This is a genomic window from Dysgonomonas sp. ZJ709 (assembly GCF_011039195.1).
Classification (GTDB): Bacteria; Bacteroidota; Bacteroidia; order Bacteroidales; family Dysgonomonadaceae; genus Dysgonomonas.
Genome location: NZ_JAAKEM010000007.1, coordinates 116134 through 135096, shown reverse-complemented (window position 1 = coordinate 135096; position 18963 = coordinate 116134). Strand labels below are relative to the sequence as shown.

Sequence of the window (18963 nt, the reverse complement as noted above, 5' to 3'; positions counted from 1 at the left end):
CCAATTGTATATTGTATCAATGATTTAAGTATAGGATAAATATGAGAACTATTATAAGAAATTTTTTAAGTACGCTGAAACGCTTCAAAATGGCAAGCATACTCAATATTTTAGGGTTAAGCGTAGCTTTTGCAGCCTTTGCCATTATCATGATACAATTAAATTATGAGCGGCAATTTGATAAGGTGCACCCTACATCAGACCGTATATTCCGTGTAGATTTACCTAACGAAGAAGGTGTTTTCTCTATGATTCTTCCCCGACCTTTTATCGAGGATGTGATGCGGTCTTCGCCTCATATCAAGGCAGCAACCATTATCAATCCGTTTATAGGTCAGGTTTATTTTACAGTAAATGATCGTGGTGAAAAGAGAGGTTTTAGAAAGAAATTTACAACATGTAGCTCTGATATAACCAAGGTATTCGATTTTCCGATAATAGACGGAGATATTAATTGCTTAAAAGATCCGGATAAAGTTATTATACCATTGAGTGTTGCACATGCATTGTTTGGAGAAACTTCGGCTATTGGGAAAGCTATACATTGTGAAGAGCCGGTATGGAGCAAAACACGTACAGATATGGTGGTGGGGGGTGTTTACCGGGATTTTCCCGAAAACACTCAATTAAGCAATGATATCTATACAACTATGGATCCCGATTTTTCAATGGATAATTGGAGTGCAAGTAATTATTTATGTTATCTTCTATTAGATAATGCTAAGGATAGCCAAAGCGTAGTAGATAATTTTAATAAAAACTACGATTACTCCAAACTGGAATGGAACGATAGTAAAAAAGAAATAGGACTCACTTTGTTGACGGATATTTACTATGAAAATGAAAGTAAAGATGGTAATATAGTGCGTAGCGGGAGTAAAGAGTCTGCTAATCTTATTTTAGTAATAGGTATCTTGGTTATTGTTGTAGCTACTATAAATTTCATGAATTTTAGTACATCACTTGCACCACTGCGTATTAAAAGTATTAATACACAAAAAACGTTGGGTTGCTCGGATAGTATTTTACGAATCACATTAGTTAGCGAGGCTGTAAGTCTTGCCATAATATCCTATATGATAAGCATTCTGATAATATGGATATTAAATGAAACTACTTTATTGTCATTCTTTGATGCAGATCTTAGTATTAGCCATAATATCCCGTTGTTACTGATCTGTGGATTAGTGGCATTTATAGTTGGTGTGCTAGCTGGTTTGTATCCAGCATTCTACATGACTTCTTTTTCTCCTGCTATGGTGCTGAAGGGTAGTTTTAGTGTTTCCCCTGCGGGACGGCGATTGCGTACAGCACTGATAGGTTTTCAATTTATAGTATCGATAGGATTGATAATTGCCTCTTCTTTCGTTTGGTTGCAAAACAATTATATGCAAAAATACTCATTAGGTTTTGATAGAGATCAGATTGCTATAGTTGAACTGGGTATCGATTTTTATAAAAATTATCGTGAAACTTATACAAACCAATTGAAAGCCTATTCGGGGATAGAGGATGTAGCCTTTTCTAGACAGAAGCTAGGCTCACGAGATACCTATTCATCATCGTCTACCACTTATAAAGAACAAACGTTCAATTATTATATGCTGGATGTTTCGTGGAATTTTGCCGATGTAATGGGTATACCATTAGTAGGAGGTAGAAAAGCTTCTCCGACAGATGAAAAGGGAGCGAATATGTCTTTTATTTTGAACAAAGATCTCCAGCAGAAATATAATATAGAAACCGAGACACCCATACAGCCTTTTGAGAATTCATCTATTATTGGCTTTGTCGACAACGTTAAATTTACATCTCTTCGCCAGGGAAATGATAATATAGTGCTTACAATTAATAATCCATGGAATACTTTACCTGTTTCTTATATACGATTGAAGGCTGGAACAGATTATTTTGCTGCTGTAAATCATATAAGTAAAACGATAAGTCAACTTGATCCGACATACCCTTTCGAAGTCGAATTTTATGATTCTCTGTTCAATCAGCTATACCATAAGGAGGAGAACCTGCGTAAGATGATTACTCTGTTTAGCCTATTGACGATTATTATTGCTATTGTCGGAGTATTCGGCCTCGTAATATTCGATACCGAATCGCGACGTAAGGAAATTAGTATCCGTAAAGTGCATGGTGCTACAATAGGTGAGATACTCGTAATGTTTAATAAAACATATTTTTACATTATATGTACATGTTTTGCAATAGCGATACCACTTATTTATTATGGAATAACAAAATGGCTCGAAGGCTTTGCATATAGAACACCGATTTACTGGTGGGTATTTTTAGTAGGTGGTTTAGTGATATTTTTAATTACTGCAGCTACAGTTAGCATACAAAGTTGGCGGGCAGCAAGTACAAATCCGGTAGATTCACTTAAGACAGAATAAATAAGACAAGAAAGTGATGAAACAATTTATACGTAATTTTAAGAAACAAAAGACCGTCAGCATTTTAAATATATGTGGATTGAGTCTTGGTATTATGGTGTCTCTTACAGTGGGACTGTGGGCTGTGAACGAACTGACTTTTGATGATTTCCATGTCAACGGGGATAAAATGTATAAGGTTGTACAGTCTTTCGAGCTTAATAACAAACCTCTTAGGGCTGCTACTTCTTTCGAACCTTTGGGAGAAATAGCTGCTGCCGAAATTCCTGACATAGTGCAAATGTGTAGGGTATATAAAGAAAATAATGGTGTAACAATAAATAATAAAGTCAATTTTGGCTTAACAGCTATTATGACTGATTATGACTTCTTTTCTTTCTTTACTTTCCCGATGAAAGAAGGGGATGCCAAAACAGCTTTCTCTGCTCCCGATAATGTAATCATTACCGAGTCGACAGCTAGGAAATATTTTGCGAATGAAGATCCCATCGGACAGAAAATTAGTTATCATGGATATAATTTTTCGGTAAGTGGTATTATGTACGATATGCCACGGAATTCACATATTCAGGCGGATATTGTGTTCCCTTTATTCGGCTATTTTGGCGATTGGGGGTGGAATAGTAGTTTCTCGTATGATACATATTTTATCCTGTCGAACAATGCAGATATCCCCTCGATTCAAAGCAAGCTGACTCAAATAAATAGATCAGGCGCAGCTGCATTTTTAAAAGAAACATATAACAAAGTTGAGCTTGAGCCATTGAAAGATGTGCATTTCAGTAAGACTGATCCGACTTTCGACAGCGCGGTAAAAGGAGATAAAAAACTTTTAGGGATATTTATTATTACAGCTATAACTATCCTTGTCATCGCCTGTATTAATTTTACAAATCTGTTCATCTCTACATCTTTTATCAGGGCAAAAAGCATTGGTATAAGAAAGTCGCAAGGAGCAACTAAAGCATTACTGATGATTGATTTCTATAAAGAGACACTGTCATATGTTCTAATATCAGTTATCGGAGGCCTTGTATTGGCTATTCTGACATTACCGGTATTTAATAGCTATACAAGATCGTATATAACTATAGATTTTTCATCACCTCAATTGTATATATTTATTGTAAGTCTGATAATAGTAACAACTCTTATAGCCGGTTCTTTTCCTGCATTCCGGATGACACAGTTTGGAATTATAGAAACATTGAAAAGTAAATTCCGCGGAAAAAAGATGTCGGCATTTCAAAAGGTTCTTATAATTATACAATTTACTTCGTCACTTTGCCTTCTTATAGTCGTATTCTTTTTTGGCAGGCAGATAGACCATATATTATCACAGGATCTGAGGTTCGATACTCAAAATGTGATTTATGTAAATGGATGGAGAGACTTCGGTGCTAATTACAAAACATTGCGTAATGATCTGGTCAGAGACCCGTCCATCGTCGATGTAGCTATGAAACAATACAACTTACCTATTAGGATGGGCAACGGCATAGGCGCGAAGAATATAGAAACAGGCGAACAGATAATGATGGATATGTCGGAAGTTTCTCCTAACTATTTTGATTTTTTCGGCATGACATTCGTCGCAGGCGAAAATCCTTTGACCTTGGAAAGTGCTTTCGATCTTAATTATTGTGTTATAAACGAACGCGCAGCGGAGGTTCTTGGACTTAAAAATCCTGTTGACAATTCTTTTATTCTAATTTCCATCGGTGGGGCACGTATCGAGAAAGATGGGCAATCCTTTATTGTAAAAGGAGTTGTACGTGATTCGTATGTGAAATCTTTATATCAGGAACCCGATCCTCAAATGTATTTGAACTTATCGAGGGACGATCACAATCCGATATTTTTTAAGATTGCAGGTAATCCTCAGAAAGCGATAAAAGTAATAGAAACAAAATGGAAAGAAATGGTTCCCGATACTCCTTTCGAATATCATTTCTTAAACGAAACCTATCAGAATTTATATCTGTCCGAAATGAATACTCGTCATGTATTAAGCTATGCTTTGTTTATAACTTTTGTGATTACCGTTACCGGATTGTATGCCATGATTTTTTATTCTACACAACGCAGGATAAAGGAGATAGGTATCCGTAAAATAAATGGAGCTACTATTAAAGACTTGCTATTATTGCTAAATAAAGATATTTTACTCTGGATAATAATATCCTTTGTGATAGCTTGCCCTATTTCATACCTGTATCTGACGAACTGGCTTGACACTTTTATTGTGAAAACAACCTTAAGTCCTTGGGTATTTGTTTTAGCGGGACTAATAACTTGCCTAATAGCATTATTAACAGTTTCGTTTCAAACATGGAGAGCGGCAAATGCAAATCCGGTAGATTCACTTAAAAACGAATAAAGAGTATTTTTATAATAGAGCAAAATATGTATAATATTCCACTTGTAATAAGACGTTTTCTAAAAACTAAAAATCTTCGAATTGTAAATTTGTTAGGTCTGGCTCTTATGTTTGCATGTCTCCTCGTTTCGTATACTTATGTAAAAGCAGAGCTTAGTTTTGATAAGTTTTATTCGAAATCAGACCGCATTGTTCGTATGACTGTAAGTTATGACGGGCAACAGGCTGATGGACGTATATATGGCAGTAGCTTTAATCAAATATTCCAAAGTGTTGCTGAAATTGAGGGTGATCTGAGATTGTCAAAAATAAATACTGCAATACTCACTCTCAATGGAAAAAAGCAAGTAATAACCGAAATTTATTTTTCAAGTAAAAACCTTTTTGAGATACTTGATATCTCTTTACTCAAAGGAGATAGCAAAACAGTTTTCGAGTCACCGGGAAGCGTTGTTATTAGTGAGAAGCTTGCGTATCAGTTATTTGGGGAAATAGATGTTGTAGGAGAAAAGATAGAATTAAGTGGTCGTAAGTTTAATGATATGACATGCTCTGTAAGTGGTGTTTTTAAAAATATGCCCTATAATACCCATTTTCATACTGATATTATTGTCAGGGAAACCGATTTTGATGATTCCTTTTTCTATGCTTATCTCTTGGTCGCTAAGGGGCAAAGCTATTCAGACCTGGAGAAGAAAATATCAAATATATTCTTAAAGGAAAATCCACAGATACCCAGTGCTAAGATAAATCTTATACCGATGACCGATATTCATCTGTATAGCCATGTTTTGAGAGAAATAGAACCTAATGGCAATATCTATTATATCTATCTTATTATTGGAGCGAACATACTGCTTTTTATAATAGTGATGTTCAATTTATGGCTTAATGCGAGTGTTATTTTTTCTTACAACAAAAGGTATTATCAATTACTTCGATTTAATGGAGCCTCGTCTTCTGTGGTAGCAAAAGACGAGTTTCAGGTAGTGCTTTGGCTGGCTATTGTTGGTATATTAATAGGTAAATTAATTTCAATGTTTGTCGCTGATTATTTTTCCATATCCTTTAATTTTATTTCTATTGGAGAGGAAATAATTCTCTGTCTATTCTTCTTATTTATTACTGCCTTTGTTTCATTATTACCTATTTTGTCAAATATTTCATCAACATTCTTTTTCAATGACCGTATTGATCTCAGAGCTATCCGTTTTTCATTCTCGAATGTAAAATATATGCTTGTCATACAGTATAGTATTGTAATTTTTATAGTCATAGTAACTATCGGCATAAATAGTCAGATTACTTTGATAAAGAATACGCAGATAGGTGGTACAGAGAGTAACATTCTTGTTATTGACGAACAACCAAAGGAAGTAATCAATAATTATTTCTCACTGAAAAATGAATTGTTGAAACATCCCGAAATAGAATCAGTAACCGGAGCTATGCAATTACCGGGCTCTGCGGTAAGAGATATGGTTGGGGCTACTATTGACGGTAAGGAGCAAACATATCTGCCAGTATTGCTTGTAGGTGAAGATTTCTTTTCTTTTTATGGCATTAAACTAGTAGCAGGAACGTTATTTACTCCACTGAAAATGAATCTTAAGGAAGAGGAAGAACTCATATCCAAGCGGATAAATGAAAATATATTATCGAATATAAGAGAAGATGTTATTCTCAATCGCAAAGCTTTGCAAGTACTTGGATTTGCTTCACCCGATGCGGCTATCGGCAAAGAAATAAAAATAGAACATGGTATGCTTGATTATACCCAATCGGCAGTAGTATCGGGAGTTGTGGAGGATTTTACATATACCAGTGTCTACGAAAATGCTATCCCGATGATAATATTGCAACGCAATATGTTTATGAATTGTTTTATGATACGATTTGCTCCCGAACAAGAAACGCAGGCAATAGAAACATTAGATTCGGTTTGGAAAAAAATTAATCCAGATTATCCAATCGATTATAAGTTTCTGAGCGATACATATAATGTTGTATATAAAAATGAATTAAATGCCGGAAAGGTTATCAAATTTTTCTCAGTACTATGTCTTATAATTACTATTCTTGGATTGATTGTTTTTATGGCATTTATGATAAAAACACGTACAAAGGAAATTGGTATCAGAAAGGTAAATGGAGCAACTAACCGAGAGATTGTTACAATGCTTAATTTGAGTTTGCTGAAGTGGATTTTACTTTCTGTTTGTATCGCGATGCCTTTAGCTTGGTTCATTATAGATAAATGGCTCGAAAATTTGCATATAAAGCTGACCTTCATTGGTGGATGTTTGTTGGGGTAAGCGTTTTTGTCTCTTTGCTCTCTCTCGTCGCTGTTAGTGTGCAAAGCCGGAAGGCAGCAAGGATAAATCCAGTGAATTCAATAAAGAGTGAGTAAGATAATAGGAAAAAATCACGTTTTTTTAAGTAATCAAAGACAATTAATGACATATTTTAGCCTCTTCAATGGAGTTGTTACTCCCCGTAGGGGAGATTAAGAGGGCTGTAGATTGATAATAAATAAGTTTGTGAGTTTTAGTTTAGTTCAGAACACCATGCTAAAGACAGTCCATTGGTCTGAGGTATGGTGTTTTAGATTTCCACCGTGTAGCCTCATTATGTAACGTGAAACACTTAGCCCGATTCCTGTGCCTGTCTCTTTAGTGGTGAAGAAAGGAATAAATATATGAGGTGTAATATCGTGAGGAATAGGTTCTCCGTTATTCGATATATCGATTCGTATTTTATGATCTGTGTCTGTAATCTTTATTAAGATTTTGCCACCCTCTCTCTCTCCGATAGCCTCTATCGCATTCTTTATAAGGTTTACCAGAATCTGAGTGATTTGAGATTCATCCGCATTCAGTATATAATCTCCGCTATGAGGTATTACTTGTATATCGATCTTTTTTCTTTCAATTTCGGACGACTCCAGAAAAATAACCCTGTCGAGTAAAGGGATTAGTTCAACCTGATTGAACTGTGGTTTTGATACTCCTGTAAACTTGCGATAAGAATCGACGAACGAAGCCAAACCTTTTGCTGTGGAACTGATCGTTTCAAGAGCATCTATCGTATTTGCTCTAAGCGATTCGTTCGATAATTCTGCTTGATGTGTCTTATAAGAGAATAATAAAGTCTCCGTTAGGGATGTAATAGGTGCTATCGAGTTCATTATCTCGTGAGTCATTACCCGGATAAGCCGTATCCAGGATTCCATTTCCTTTGCCTCCAGTTCGTTACCGATATTGTTGAGTGTGATAATCCTTATTTCCCCTTTTTTAGATGTTATTTTCGAGACCTGTAAACTTATTTGTATTTCTTCCCGTTCGTTGCTTATCTTTATTTGTATGTTATCATTCGTATCTAGTTTTTTGAATAATTCGGGAAAGGTTTCATCAACAGTGGCTAACTGATTAAGGTGAGTAAATACAGGCAGTCCTAATAGCTTATTCGTTGCATTATTTACCGATCGGATATTATTTCGTTCATCTAATAATATAATTCCTGTAGAAACGCTTTCGATAATAAGGCTCAGAAACTTTTCGTTTTCGATAATCTCAGTACGAGCTCTACTTAATATCTCTTTGATACGGTTGAGCATCTGATTCAATTCCTTTTCTCTCTTGGATATTTTGCTTTCGGCAAAATTGAAAGAGTAATCGCCATTATCCAAAGCATTTAATAAAAAGACGATATTCTGATTAAATTTCTTATAATGATTTTGCAAACTTTTCAGCGAAAAGAGCGATAATAGAATAAACAAGCTGCTATATATGTATGCGCCCGATACGATTAATGCAGTTGTCGTTGCTACCGATACGATCAATAGTCCGACATAGAGGATGAGTTTATATTCGATGGATCTAAACATTCGTATTCAAGGCTTTAATCAGATTTATGATAATCCGTATTTTTTCATTTTGCTATATAGGGTAGGGCGTGTAACCCCCAGTTCCAATGCAATGGCAGATATATTTCTATCGTATTTTTGCAGTGCTTTTCCGATAAGTATTCTCTCCATTTCTTCCAGAGTTATAGCTTCTATGATAGAAGCTTTATTTTCCATCGACCGCATATAAAAATCAGATGGTTGCAATTCATTGTTGTCGCTTAATATTACCGCTTTTTCAATGGTATGCTGCAATTCCCGCACATTTCCCGGCCACGAATATTCTATAAGCTTAGCAATAGCTTTATCACTCAATATCAACTCTGGCTTATTATATTTTTTCGCAAATCGTCTGAGAAAGAAATTGGCTAACGCAGCAATGTCTTCACGGCGATCGCGCAAAGGTGGAACTTCTATCTGGATTGTATTGATGCGGTATAGCAAATCTTCTCTAAACTCACCATCCTTAACCGATTTAAATAAATCCTTATTGGTAGCACATATCAGTCGTATATCAACCGATATCGGGTTATTGCTTCCCACTCTGATTATCTGTCTCGACTGCAGGGCTGTAAGCAGTTTGGCTTGTAAGACATAACTTAGGTTTCCTATCTCATCGAGAAAAAGAGTTCCTTTGTCGGCAGCTTCAAATTTTCCTGCACGATCGGTTTTAGCATCAGTAAATGAACCTTTGGTATGTCCGAATAGTTCGCTTTCGAATAATGATTCAGTCACGGCACCCATATCTACTGTTACCAAGGTTTCGTTTTCACGCAACGATAAGTGATGTATTTTTTTTGCAATCAGTTCTTTACCTGTTCCATTTTCGCCGGTTATCAGAATATTTGCATCGGTTCGGGCTACTTTCTTTATAATCGCCAGCAGATTTTGCATAATTGCCGACTCTCCCCAGCATATATCATCTTCTTTGTTTAACTCGTGATTCAGTATATTCTGTTTTTCCCGCAATTTTTTCACTTCTTTCCTTGATTGGCGTAAAGAGAAGGCCGATTGAAGCGTTGCCAATAATTTCGTATTATCCCATGGCTTAACCACAAAATCACTGGCACCTTCTTTAAGTGCTTTTACTGCCAGTTCTATGTCTGCATAAGCTGTGAACAAAACAACAGGAAGTTCAGGATCGACTTTTTTTATTTCCGATAGCCAATATAAGCCTTCATTACCTGTATTTATTCCTGCCGAAAAATTCATATCGAGCAAGACAACATCGGGACTTTTCTCTCTTAATGCTGATATTAGCATATTCGGGGAGGCTAAGAGGTGTACCTGTTCAAAATAAGTGTCTAATAAAATGCGTAAAGCATTTAAGACATTTTTATTATCGTCGACAACTAATATTGTTCCTGTTTTCATGTATGAAGTAGCTAAAACTTATATTACAAATGTAATTATTTATAAGTTACTATGCGATTCTATTAGAAGACAATTCTATCAATATAGTTCACTGTTACGATGTGATCTATTTTTATCACTGGTCAAAATGTTTAAAATAATTATTTAATCATTTGTTTAAATCAATATATTAATTACATTTGCATTATCGTAATACTTTATGCAATATGGAAAAAGATATTTCAACAGAAAAAAAAATAAAAGAAGCCGCGCGAAAAGTCTTTCACGAAAAAGGATACGGACAGGCACGTACACGTGATATAGCAGACGAAGCAGGAATAAATCTGGCACTACTCAATTACTATTTCCGTAGTAAAGAGAAGTTGTTTGATATTATAATGGAAGAAAGTCTGATAGAGATATTCTCAGTTATTATAGATATAGTGAACGATGAAAGTACGTCTTTAGATCGCAAGATCGATATAGTTGTCAATGGATACATCGATTCGCTACTTGTAAATCCCAATTTACCATTATTTGTATTAAGCGAAATACAGGCAAACCCTGAAAAGCTAATGAAAAAAGTTGGTGTGCCCAAAAGCATGATTCTTAACAGCTATTTCTATAAGCAGATGCAAGATCAGTTGGATCTGAAGGATATAAAAGATTTTACCCCTTTGCATATTTTTATCAATCTGGTGTCTATGACAGTGTTTCCTATCGTAGGTAAACCTTTGCTGATGGCATTACACCACCCAATGAACGAAGATATGTATATTACATTTATGAATGAGCGAAGAATATTTGTACCGATGTGGATCAAAGGAATGTTGAAAATAGACCAATAAGCTAAAGATTATGAAAAGGAATATGTTTATAATTGCTTGTGTGTTTGCAGTTCCGCTCGTGGTTTCTGCTCAGAATACGGCTCTAACATTAGAGATGTGCCACCAGAAGTCGAAGGAAAATTATCCGTTGATCAAGCGCTACGAGCTGATAGAGAAATCGAAAAACTACAATCTTGAGAATGCAAGCAAAGGATACTTACCGCAAGTTTCACTATCGGCAAAGGCATCTTATCAATCGGAAGTAACCGCAGTTCCAATCTCTGTTCCGGGGGTAGATATACCGAGAATCAGCAAAGATCAGTATCTGGCAACACTCGATGTTACCCAGACTATCTGGGATGGAGGAGTAATCCGTTCAAAGAAAGAGGTTACAAAGACATCGGCGCAGGCAGATCAGAAGCAACTCGATGTGGATATGTATGCGATTAACGATCGTGTAAATCAGCTGTATTTCGGCGTATTACTTCTGGATGAAAAGTTAAAGCAAAATAGTTTATTGCAAGAAGAACTTCAGCGCAATTACAATCTGATAACAAGTTATATCCAGAACGGGGTAGCCAATCAATCCGATCTTGACGAAATAAAAATAGAACAACTAAAAGCGATACAAAACCAAGGGCAATTACAATTGAGCAGAAAATCATACATGAATATGCTGGCTATATTGCTTGGCGAATCTTTCGGCGAAGGAACAGCATTGCAAAAGCCTAGCAGTAACGATTTGCTTATTCCGTCTCAAATTAAACGCCCCGAATTGGAATTATTCGATACCCAATTAAATAATCTTGAATCCCAGAAAAAAATGATTAAAACAACTTATATGCCGAAACTCGGATTGTTTGTTACGGGAGGATATGGCAGACCGGGCTTGAATATGCTGGAAGATGAATTTTCGCCTTATTACATAGGCGGTATCCGTTTATCATGGAATTTTGGTAGCCTTTACACACAAAAGAATGATAGGAGATTGATTGAAATAAGCCAGAATAATGTACTGGCTCAGCGAGAAACTTTCCTTTTTAATACTAATATAGAGACAACGCAGGAAAATAACGAAATAAAAAAGAATCGTGATTTGCTGAAATACGATGATGAAATAATATTGTTACGCAGTAATGTGAAGAAAGCCACTGAAGTGAAAGTTGCAAATGGTATATCTACGATAACTGATCTTTTGCGGGATGTAAATGCCGAAGATATGGCAAAGCAAGATAGAATACAACATGAAACAGAATTGCTGCTATCTATTTACAACTTAAAATTTACAACAAACAATTAAACGAATATATATGAAAACGATAAAGAATGTATTTTTCATCGGCTTTATACTACTTATGGTTTCGTGTGCCAACAGAAATGGCGATTACGATGCTTCGGGTGTATTTGAAGCAACAGAAGTGATTGTTTCGGCAGAGGCCAATGGTAAGATTATGCAGTTTAATCTGGAGGAAGGACAGGAAGTTTCACCCGAAAATATTCTTGGCTATATAGACACAACTCAACTGTATTTGAAGAAGATACAATTATTGACGAACGTAAAAGCCGTGAAAAGCCGACAAACGAATGTACCGCAACAAATAGCTGCTATAAAACAACAGATAGCGACTCAAAAGAATGAGCAAAAACGTTTCGAGAGTTTGGTAAAAGCCAATGCTGCCAATCAAAAGCAACTGGATGATATAAGCGCCCAGATACTTTATCTGGAAAGGCAATTATCTGCACAAACAGAAGTATTGGAAAACTCAAATAGAGGTGTAAGCGAAGAGAGCTCAAGCATAGATATACAAGTGGCACAGCTAGAAGACCAGATACAAAAATCTAAGATTACAAGCCCTATTCAAGGTATGGTGTTGACTAAATATGCAGAGCAGGGAGAACTTGCCACACAGGGCAAAGCTTTGTTTAAGGTGGCAGATATGAATAATATGTTTCTGCGTGCCTATATTACAGCCAGTCAGCTTACACAAGTGAAGATAGGGCAGGAGGTAAGAGTATTTGCCGATTTCGGAGAAAGTGGTGCTAAAGAATATACAGGTACAATCACATGGATCTCAGATAAATCGGAATTTACTCCTAAAACGATTCAGACCCGTGATGAACGTGCTAATCTTGTATATGCCGTCAAAATAGCCATAAAAAATGACGGTTATCTGAAAAAAGGAATGTACGGTGAATTGAAATTACAATGAAAGCGATATCGGTAAAAAATATAAGTAAGAAATATCGGAATGTGCAGGCTTTGAACGATATTAGTTTCGAAGTCGAACAAGGGGATATCTATGGTATTATCGGTCCTGATGGGGCAGGTAAGACCAGCCTTTTCCGTATTCTTACCACTTTGCTTTTAGCTGATAGTGGTACAGCCGTTGTAGATGGTTTTGATGTCGTGAAAGACTACAAAAAGATACGTAACAATATCGGCTATATGCCCGGCAGATTTTCGCTTTATCAGGACATGACAGTAGAAGAAAATCTGGAGTTTTTTGCGTCTGTGTTTAATACAACTATTGAAGAAAACTATTATCTGATAAAAGATATATATCAGCAAATAGAACCGTTTAAGCATCGTAGAGCAGGGAAGCTGTCGGGTGGTATGAAACAGAAATTAGCCCTTAGTTGTGCGTTGATACATAAACCGTCTGTACTTTTTTTGGATGAACCGACTACGGGGGTTGACCCTGTTTCACGTAAAGAATTTTGGGAAATGTTGCGAAAGCTGAAAGAGCAAAACATCACTATTTTAGTTTCGACCCCCTATATGGATGAAGCTACATTATGTGATCGTATAGCTTTGATTCAGAATGGCAAATTTTTGCAAGTCGATACGCCACACAATATTATCAATCGGTTCTCCGAAATCTTATGGTCTGTGAAGAGTAACGATATGTATAAATTACTCAAAGATTTAAGAGGATATAATAAAATAAAAACGTGTTTCACATTTGGCGAAACACATCATATAACGGTAGATCAGGATCTATCTGCTAATATATTAAAAATCTATCTGACTGAAAAAGGGCACACAAATATCGAGATACATACAATAGAACCAAGCATAGAAGATTGCTATATGCAATTCTCGTAAATAAAAAAACAATGAGCGAATCCGTAATACTTACAGAAAACCTGACAAAGAAATTCGGTAGTTTCACCGCTGTGGATAATATATCTTTTAGTGTCGATAAAGGCGAGATATTCGGGTTTCTCGGTGCAAACGGTGCAGGGAAGACAACGGCGATGCGTATGCTTTGCGGCTTAAGTCATCCTACTTCGGGCAAAGGTACTGTTGCAGGGTTCGATATTGCACGTCAACAGGAAAATGTAAAGAAAAACATCGGCTATATGAGTCAGCGATTTTCTTTGTATGAAGACTTGAAAGTATGGGAGAATATTCGCCTTTTTGGCGGTATCTATGGCATGAATGAGAAACTAATTACTTCTAAAACAGACGAAATATTATCCGAACTGGGTTTTCAGAGTGAAAAAAATACATTGGTAAAAGAATTGCCTTTAGGTTGGAAGCAGAAATTAGCATTTTCAGTTTCTATTTTTCATACACCGAAAATCGTTTTTTTAGATGAGCCGACAGGCGGAGTGGATCCCGTTACCCGTCGTCAGTTCTGGGAATTGATATATCAGGCAGCGGATAAGGGGATAACGATTTTTGTAACTACACATTATATGGATGAGGCGGAATATTGTCGTCGGGTTTCTATAATGGTAGACGGACGGATAGATGCACTGGATACGCCTAAGAACCTGAAAAATCAGTTTAATGCAAAGAGTATGGATGAAGTCTTTCAGCAATTGGCTCGTAAAGCAAAACGCAGTGATAACTAATCAGAATATGATAAATCTAAAGATTTAATCGAATGAAACAATTCTTATCATTTGTAAAAAAAGAGTTTTATCATATTTTCCGTGATAAACGTACCATGCTTATTGTCTTGGGTATGCCTATCGTACAGATTATTCTTTTCGGATTTGCCATTACTACCGAAGTGAAAAATACGCGTGTCGCTGTTTTCGATCCATCAAAAGATGTTTCCACACAACATATTATCGACCGATTGGAAGCCAGTGAGTATTTTACGGTAGTGGACAATCTGAATAACCCGGACGATATAGACAGGGTATTTAAAGATGGGAGAGCAACCTTAGTCGTAGTATTCAGTGATAATTTTAATGAGAATCTCATACATACAGGCGAAGCGAGCATACAATTGATATCTGATGCTACCGATCCCAATCAGGCGATAATGATTTCGGGATATGCTTCTAATATTATAGCTGCCTACCAACAGGAATTAGTGCAGCAACAGAATATACCGATTCAGATTGTTCCCGAAGTAAGGATGCTCTACAATCCGCAGATGAAAAGTGCCTATAACTTCGTGCCGGGTGTTATGGGGCTTATTCTGATGCTTATATGTGCTATGATGACGTCTATTGCCATCGTTCGAGAAAAGGAAACAGGAACAATGGAAGTGCTGTTGGCTTCGCCTATAAAACCGATCTATATTATTCTGGCAAAGATGGTTCCCTATTTTACATTATCGCTTATCAATTTGTCGACTATTCTATTGCTATCAGTCTTTGTATTGCAGGTTCCCGTAGCAGGTAGTTTGTTTTGGCTGATGATTGTTTCGTTGATGTTTATTTTTGTGGCATTGGCGTTAGGACTGTTTGTTTCCACCATTGTGGAGACTCAGGTGGCTGCCATGCTGGTTTCGGGTATGGGATTTATGATGCCCGTAATGTTGCTATCGGGTATGATATTCCCGATAGAGAGTATGCCTGTTGTACTGCAATGGTTCTCGAATATAATCCCTGCCAAGTGGTATATATCGGCTGCGAGGAAACTAATGATACAAGGGGTAGATTATATCTATATATGGAAAGAGTTGACGGTTTTGGCAGGAATGGCTATTCTTCTGGTTGCCGTTAGTCTGAAGAAGTTTAAAATAAGACTTAGTTGATTGGTTATGATAAAATTTCTGATAGAAAAAGAGTTTAAGCAAATCTTGCGGAATAAATTTATTCCCAGATTAATTGTCGGATGGCCTATTATGATGATGCTCATCATGCCTTGGGCTGCCAATCAGGAAATAAAGAATATAAACCTTAGTGTTGTAGATAATGATCACAGCACTTATTCCGAACGCTTGATACAGAAAGTCGTATCGTCGGGTTATTTTAATCTTGCCGACGTATCATCGTCTAACGATAAAGCGCTCGAAAGCATAGAATCGGCCGATGCCGATATAATTCTGGAGATTCAGCCCGATTTTGAGAAGAATCTTATTAAAGAAGGATATGCCAATGTTATGATATCTGCCAATGCCGTGAATGGTACAAAAGGTGGTGTAGGTTCTTCTTATCTTGCATCTATATTGGGTGACTATGCAAATGAAATTCGTAGCGAATGGATACAATCTTCGGACGAAAATACGATCCCTGTTATAACTATCGTTCCACAATACAAGTTCAATCCATATTTAGATTATAAAATATTTATGATACCTGCACTAATGGTTATGATGATGACTATGCTTACGGGTTTCCTTCCCGCACTGAATATTGTGGGTGAGAAAGAGGCAGGAACAATTGAGCAGATGAATGTTACTCCCGTCAGTAAATTTACATTTATACTGGCTAAACTGATTCCTTATTGGGTCATCGGTTTTATTGTGCTTACCGTCTGTTTCATATTGGCGGCATTGGTATACGGGCTGTTTCCTTCGGGAAGTTTGCTGACAATATATCTTTTTACAAGTATTTATATTCTTGTCGTATCAGGTTTGGGACTAGTTATCTCAAATTATTCGAATACGATGCAACAGGCAATGTTTGTTATGTTTTTCTTTATGATAATATTCATACTTATGAGTGGGTTGTTTACTCCTATAAATAGTATGCCCGATTGGGCGCAAAAGATTACGGTGATTAACCCGTTGAAATATTTTATTCAGGTTATGCGCATGGTTTATCTTAAAGGCAGTTCATTCGTTGATTTATCAACACAAATGTTTGCGTTGATAGGTTTTGCTTTGTTCTTTAATGTTTGGGCAATAATTAGTTATAGGAAAACTAATTAATATGAGTTTGATATACCTGCCATCCTTTCGTACATTCTGTCATCCCGAACTGAAAGGAGGGATCTATTATGAAATAAGTCAGTAGCTAATAGCCTCAAGAATGAGCAGATCCCTCCTTTCAGTTCGGGATGACAGATTTGAATGAAGATTTACTATTGAACTTAGGTAAGATAGTAAATCATGCAACATAATTACAAATATTTGCACCAATTATTATAGTGTATTCATTATCTTATTCTTAAACTTGTAAAAACTTTGAATCGAATATATACTATAAAATAATTACTATGAATCTAATTCTAAAAATTACACTTGCAGTTAATCTTATGCTGTTTGGATGCCTCTCATCATTTGCGGGAGATATTTCGATTAAAATCACTAAAAAGTATTTGAATTTACCCGTTTCTCAAAAAGAGAACAGAAGTAAAATGACGTTTGAAACCGATGGAAAACAAGAACGATCTTTTGTAATAAGGCTTGCCGGCGATGCGCCCGATTATTGGGTATTCGTTGATGTATCGGCATTGAAAGGAAAAACTATAAAGATAAGCTATGATGGAAATCCTAATGGATTGGCTAAAATATATCAGGATGATAAAAAAGCAGATGAGGATACTTTTTATAAAGAAAAGAACCGTCCACAATATCATTTTACAACCCAAAGAGGCTGGATCAACGATCCTAATGGATTAATATTCTATGAGGGTGAATACCATCTTTTCTATCAGCACAATCCATACGAAAGAGAGTGGGAAAATATGCACTGGGGACATGCCGTGAGCAAAGACCTTGTACATTGGCAACAATTGCCCGAAGCCTTATATCCCGATCATTTAGGTACTATGTTTTCAGGTTCGGCAGTGATCGATTATGATAATACAGCAGGCTTCAACAAAGGGAATACTCCGGCTATGGTTGCCTTTTATACTGCTGCTACTCCTGATAAACAAACGCAGTGTGTTGCGTACAGTTTAGATAAAGGGCTTACATGGACCAAATATAATAAAAATCCGGTAATAGATTCGAAGGCGAAATGGAATAGTGTAGATACCCGCGACCCTAAAGTATTTTGGTATAAACCGGATGGACATTGGGTAATGGCATTAAACGAACGTGATGGTCATTCTATCTATACTTCGAAAAATCTGAAAGACTGGAATTACGAAAGCCATGTTACAGGCTTCTGGGAATGCCCCGAATTGTTTGAATTACCGATAGACGGAGACAAAAATAATACAAAGTGGGTGATGTATGGGGCAACAGGTACTTATATGCTCGGCTCGTTCGATGGTAAAGTATTCACACCCGAAGCCGGAAAATATTTTTATAGCACAGGAGATATTTATGCTGCTCAGACTTTTACCAACATACCTGATAGCGATGGCAGACGCATTCAGATAGGATGGGGCAGAATACAGCAAGCCGATATGCCATTCAATGGTATGATGCTTTTACCGACTGAATTAACTCTGCGTACGACCAAAGAGGGTGTACGGCTATTTAATGTTCCGATAAAAGAAACTGAACAACTGTTCGAACCTATTCATCAATGGAAATCTCTATCGTCCGACGATGCTAATAACAAACTGAAAGAATTTTACGCTGCTGATCGTTTACGAATAAAGACTACAATCAAACTATCTCATGCCACAAGCGCAGGATTCAATCTTTTTGGTCAGCGGATAATAGATTACGATATGAATGGCAATACCATAAACGGTGTTTTCTATTCACCGCAAGATAGAACCAGTATGGAATTAACTGCCGATATTTTTATTGACAGAACCTCTATCGAAGTATTTATAGATGGAGGTATATATTCTTACTCTATGGAACGTAAACCAAATAATGACAACAAGGAAGGATTCCACTTTTGGGGTAATAATATTGAAGTGAAAAGTCTGGAAGTATATGCTGTAAAATCAATCTGGTAAAATTTTACGGATCGTAAATTATATAATACGATAACGCC

The 18963-nt window shown here is 36.4% G+C and carries 13 protein-coding genes; 11 read left to right on the top strand and 2 right to left on the bottom strand.

Features of this window, described 5'->3' with window-relative positions; all coding sequences use genetic code 11:
- Positions 1-41: 41 nt before the first annotated feature.
- Genes G7Y56_RS07280 through G7Y56_RS07270 form a run of 3 tightly spaced genes read left to right on the top strand, consistent with a single transcriptional unit; the run spans position 42 to position 7103 of the window.
- Positions 42-2408 (top strand): ABC transporter permease, encoded by a 2367-nt coding sequence (locus G7Y56_RS07280; RefSeq protein WP_165042318.1) that lies wholly within the window; start codon positions 42-44, stop codon positions 2406-2408.
- A 16-nt stretch (positions 2409-2424) separates the two neighbouring features.
- Positions 2425-4788, top strand: coding sequence for an ABC transporter permease (locus tag G7Y56_RS07275; RefSeq protein ID WP_165042316.1), 2364 nt, complete (start codon positions 2425-2427; stop codon positions 4786-4788).
- A 26-nt stretch (positions 4789-4814) separates the two neighbouring features.
- Complete coding sequence (locus tag G7Y56_RS07270; protein WP_165042314.1) at positions 4815-7103, top strand: ABC transporter permease; 2289 nt, start codon at positions 4815-4817, stop codon at positions 7101-7103.
- A gap of 242 nt (positions 7104-7345) precedes the next feature.
- Here G7Y56_RS07270 and G7Y56_RS07265 read toward each other — a convergent pair whose 3' ends face one another.
- Entirely contained in the window at positions 7346-8674 is a 1329-nt protein-coding gene (locus G7Y56_RS07265) for a PAS domain-containing sensor histidine kinase (protein ID WP_165042312.1), read from the bottom strand.
- A gap of 24 nt (positions 8675-8698) precedes the next feature.
- Positions 8699-10066 carry a sigma-54 dependent transcriptional regulator gene (locus tag G7Y56_RS07260; RefSeq protein ID WP_165042309.1) on the bottom strand — a complete coding sequence of 456 codons (1368 nt, stop codon included), beginning with the start codon at positions 10064-10066 and terminating at the stop codon, positions 8699-8701.
- 206 nt (positions 10067-10272) lie between these two features.
- Here G7Y56_RS07260 and G7Y56_RS07255 point away from each other — a divergent pair, with 206 nt between their 5' ends.
- The 8 genes from G7Y56_RS07255 (at position 10273) to G7Y56_RS07220 (ending at position 18925) form a co-directional block, all read left to right on the top strand.
- Positions 10273-10893, top strand: coding sequence for a TetR/AcrR family transcriptional regulator (locus G7Y56_RS07255; RefSeq protein ID WP_165042307.1), 621 nt, complete (start codon positions 10273-10275; stop codon positions 10891-10893).
- 10 nt (positions 10894-10903) lie between these two features.
- Entirely contained in the window at positions 10904-12172 is a 1269-nt protein-coding gene (locus G7Y56_RS07250) for a TolC family protein (protein ID WP_165042305.1), read from the top strand.
- 10 nt (positions 12173-12182) lie between these two features.
- Positions 12183-13082, top strand: coding sequence for an HlyD family secretion protein (locus G7Y56_RS07245; protein ID WP_165042303.1), 900 nt, complete (start codon positions 12183-12185; stop codon positions 13080-13082).
- Complete coding sequence (locus tag G7Y56_RS07240; RefSeq protein ID WP_165042301.1) at positions 13079-13978, top strand: ABC transporter ATP-binding protein; 900 nt, start codon at positions 13079-13081, stop codon at positions 13976-13978. Before G7Y56_RS07245 ends, G7Y56_RS07240 begins: the two co-directional genes overlap by 4 nt.
- A gap of 11 nt (positions 13979-13989) precedes the next feature.
- Positions 13990-14733 carry an ABC transporter ATP-binding protein gene (locus G7Y56_RS07235; protein WP_165042299.1) on the top strand — a complete coding sequence of 248 codons (744 nt, stop codon included), beginning with the start codon at positions 13990-13992 and terminating at the stop codon, positions 14731-14733.
- A gap of 32 nt (positions 14734-14765) precedes the next feature.
- Positions 14766-15872, top strand: a complete 1107-nt coding sequence (locus G7Y56_RS07230; RefSeq protein WP_165042297.1) for an ABC transporter permease — start codon at positions 14766-14768, stop codon at positions 15870-15872.
- 6 nt (positions 15873-15878) lie between these two features.
- Positions 15879-16991 (top strand): ABC transporter permease, encoded by a 1113-nt coding sequence (locus tag G7Y56_RS07225; protein ID WP_165042295.1) that lies wholly within the window; start codon positions 15879-15881, stop codon positions 16989-16991.
- Between the two features lie 287 nt (positions 16992-17278).
- The gene (locus tag G7Y56_RS07220) at positions 17279-18925 is read left to right on the top strand and encodes a DUF4980 domain-containing protein (RefSeq protein ID WP_165042293.1); all 1647 of its coding nucleotides are present in this window, start codon (positions 17279-17281) and stop codon (positions 18923-18925) included.
- Positions 18926-18963: the final 38 nt, after the last annotated feature.

Coding starts and splice junctions, on each gene's coding strand:
- G7Y56_RS07280 (WP_165042318.1), top strand. CDS start 42: ATGAGAACTATTATAAGAAATTTTTTAAGTACGCTGAAACGCTTCAAA.
- G7Y56_RS07275 (WP_165042316.1), top strand. CDS start 2,425: ATGAAACAATTTATACGTAATTTTAAGAAACAAAAGACCGTCAGCATT.
- G7Y56_RS07270 (WP_165042314.1), top strand. CDS start 4,815: ATGTATAATATTCCACTTGTAATAAGACGTTTTCTAAAAACTAAAAAT.
- G7Y56_RS07265 (WP_165042312.1), bottom strand. CDS start 8,674: ATGTTTAGATCCATCGAATATAAACTCATCCTCTATGTCGGACTATTG.
- G7Y56_RS07260 (WP_165042309.1), bottom strand. CDS start 10,066: ATGAAAACAGGAACAATATTAGTTGTCGACGATAATAAAAATGTCTTA.
- G7Y56_RS07255 (WP_165042307.1), top strand. CDS start 10,273: ATGGAAAAAGATATTTCAACAGAAAAAAAAATAAAAGAAGCCGCGCGA.
- G7Y56_RS07250 (WP_165042305.1), top strand. CDS start 10,904: ATGAAAAGGAATATGTTTATAATTGCTTGTGTGTTTGCAGTTCCGCTC.
- G7Y56_RS07245 (WP_165042303.1), top strand. CDS start 12,183: ATGAAAACGATAAAGAATGTATTTTTCATCGGCTTTATACTACTTATG.
- G7Y56_RS07240 (WP_165042301.1), top strand. CDS start 13,079: ATGAAAGCGATATCGGTAAAAAATATAAGTAAGAAATATCGGAATGTG.
- G7Y56_RS07235 (WP_165042299.1), top strand. CDS start 13,990: ATGAGCGAATCCGTAATACTTACAGAAAACCTGACAAAGAAATTCGGT.
- G7Y56_RS07230 (WP_165042297.1), top strand. CDS start 14,766: ATGAAACAATTCTTATCATTTGTAAAAAAAGAGTTTTATCATATTTTC.
- G7Y56_RS07225 (WP_165042295.1), top strand. CDS start 15,879: ATGATAAAATTTCTGATAGAAAAAGAGTTTAAGCAAATCTTGCGGAAT.
- G7Y56_RS07220 (WP_165042293.1), top strand. CDS start 17,279: ATGAATCTAATTCTAAAAATTACACTTGCAGTTAATCTTATGCTGTTT.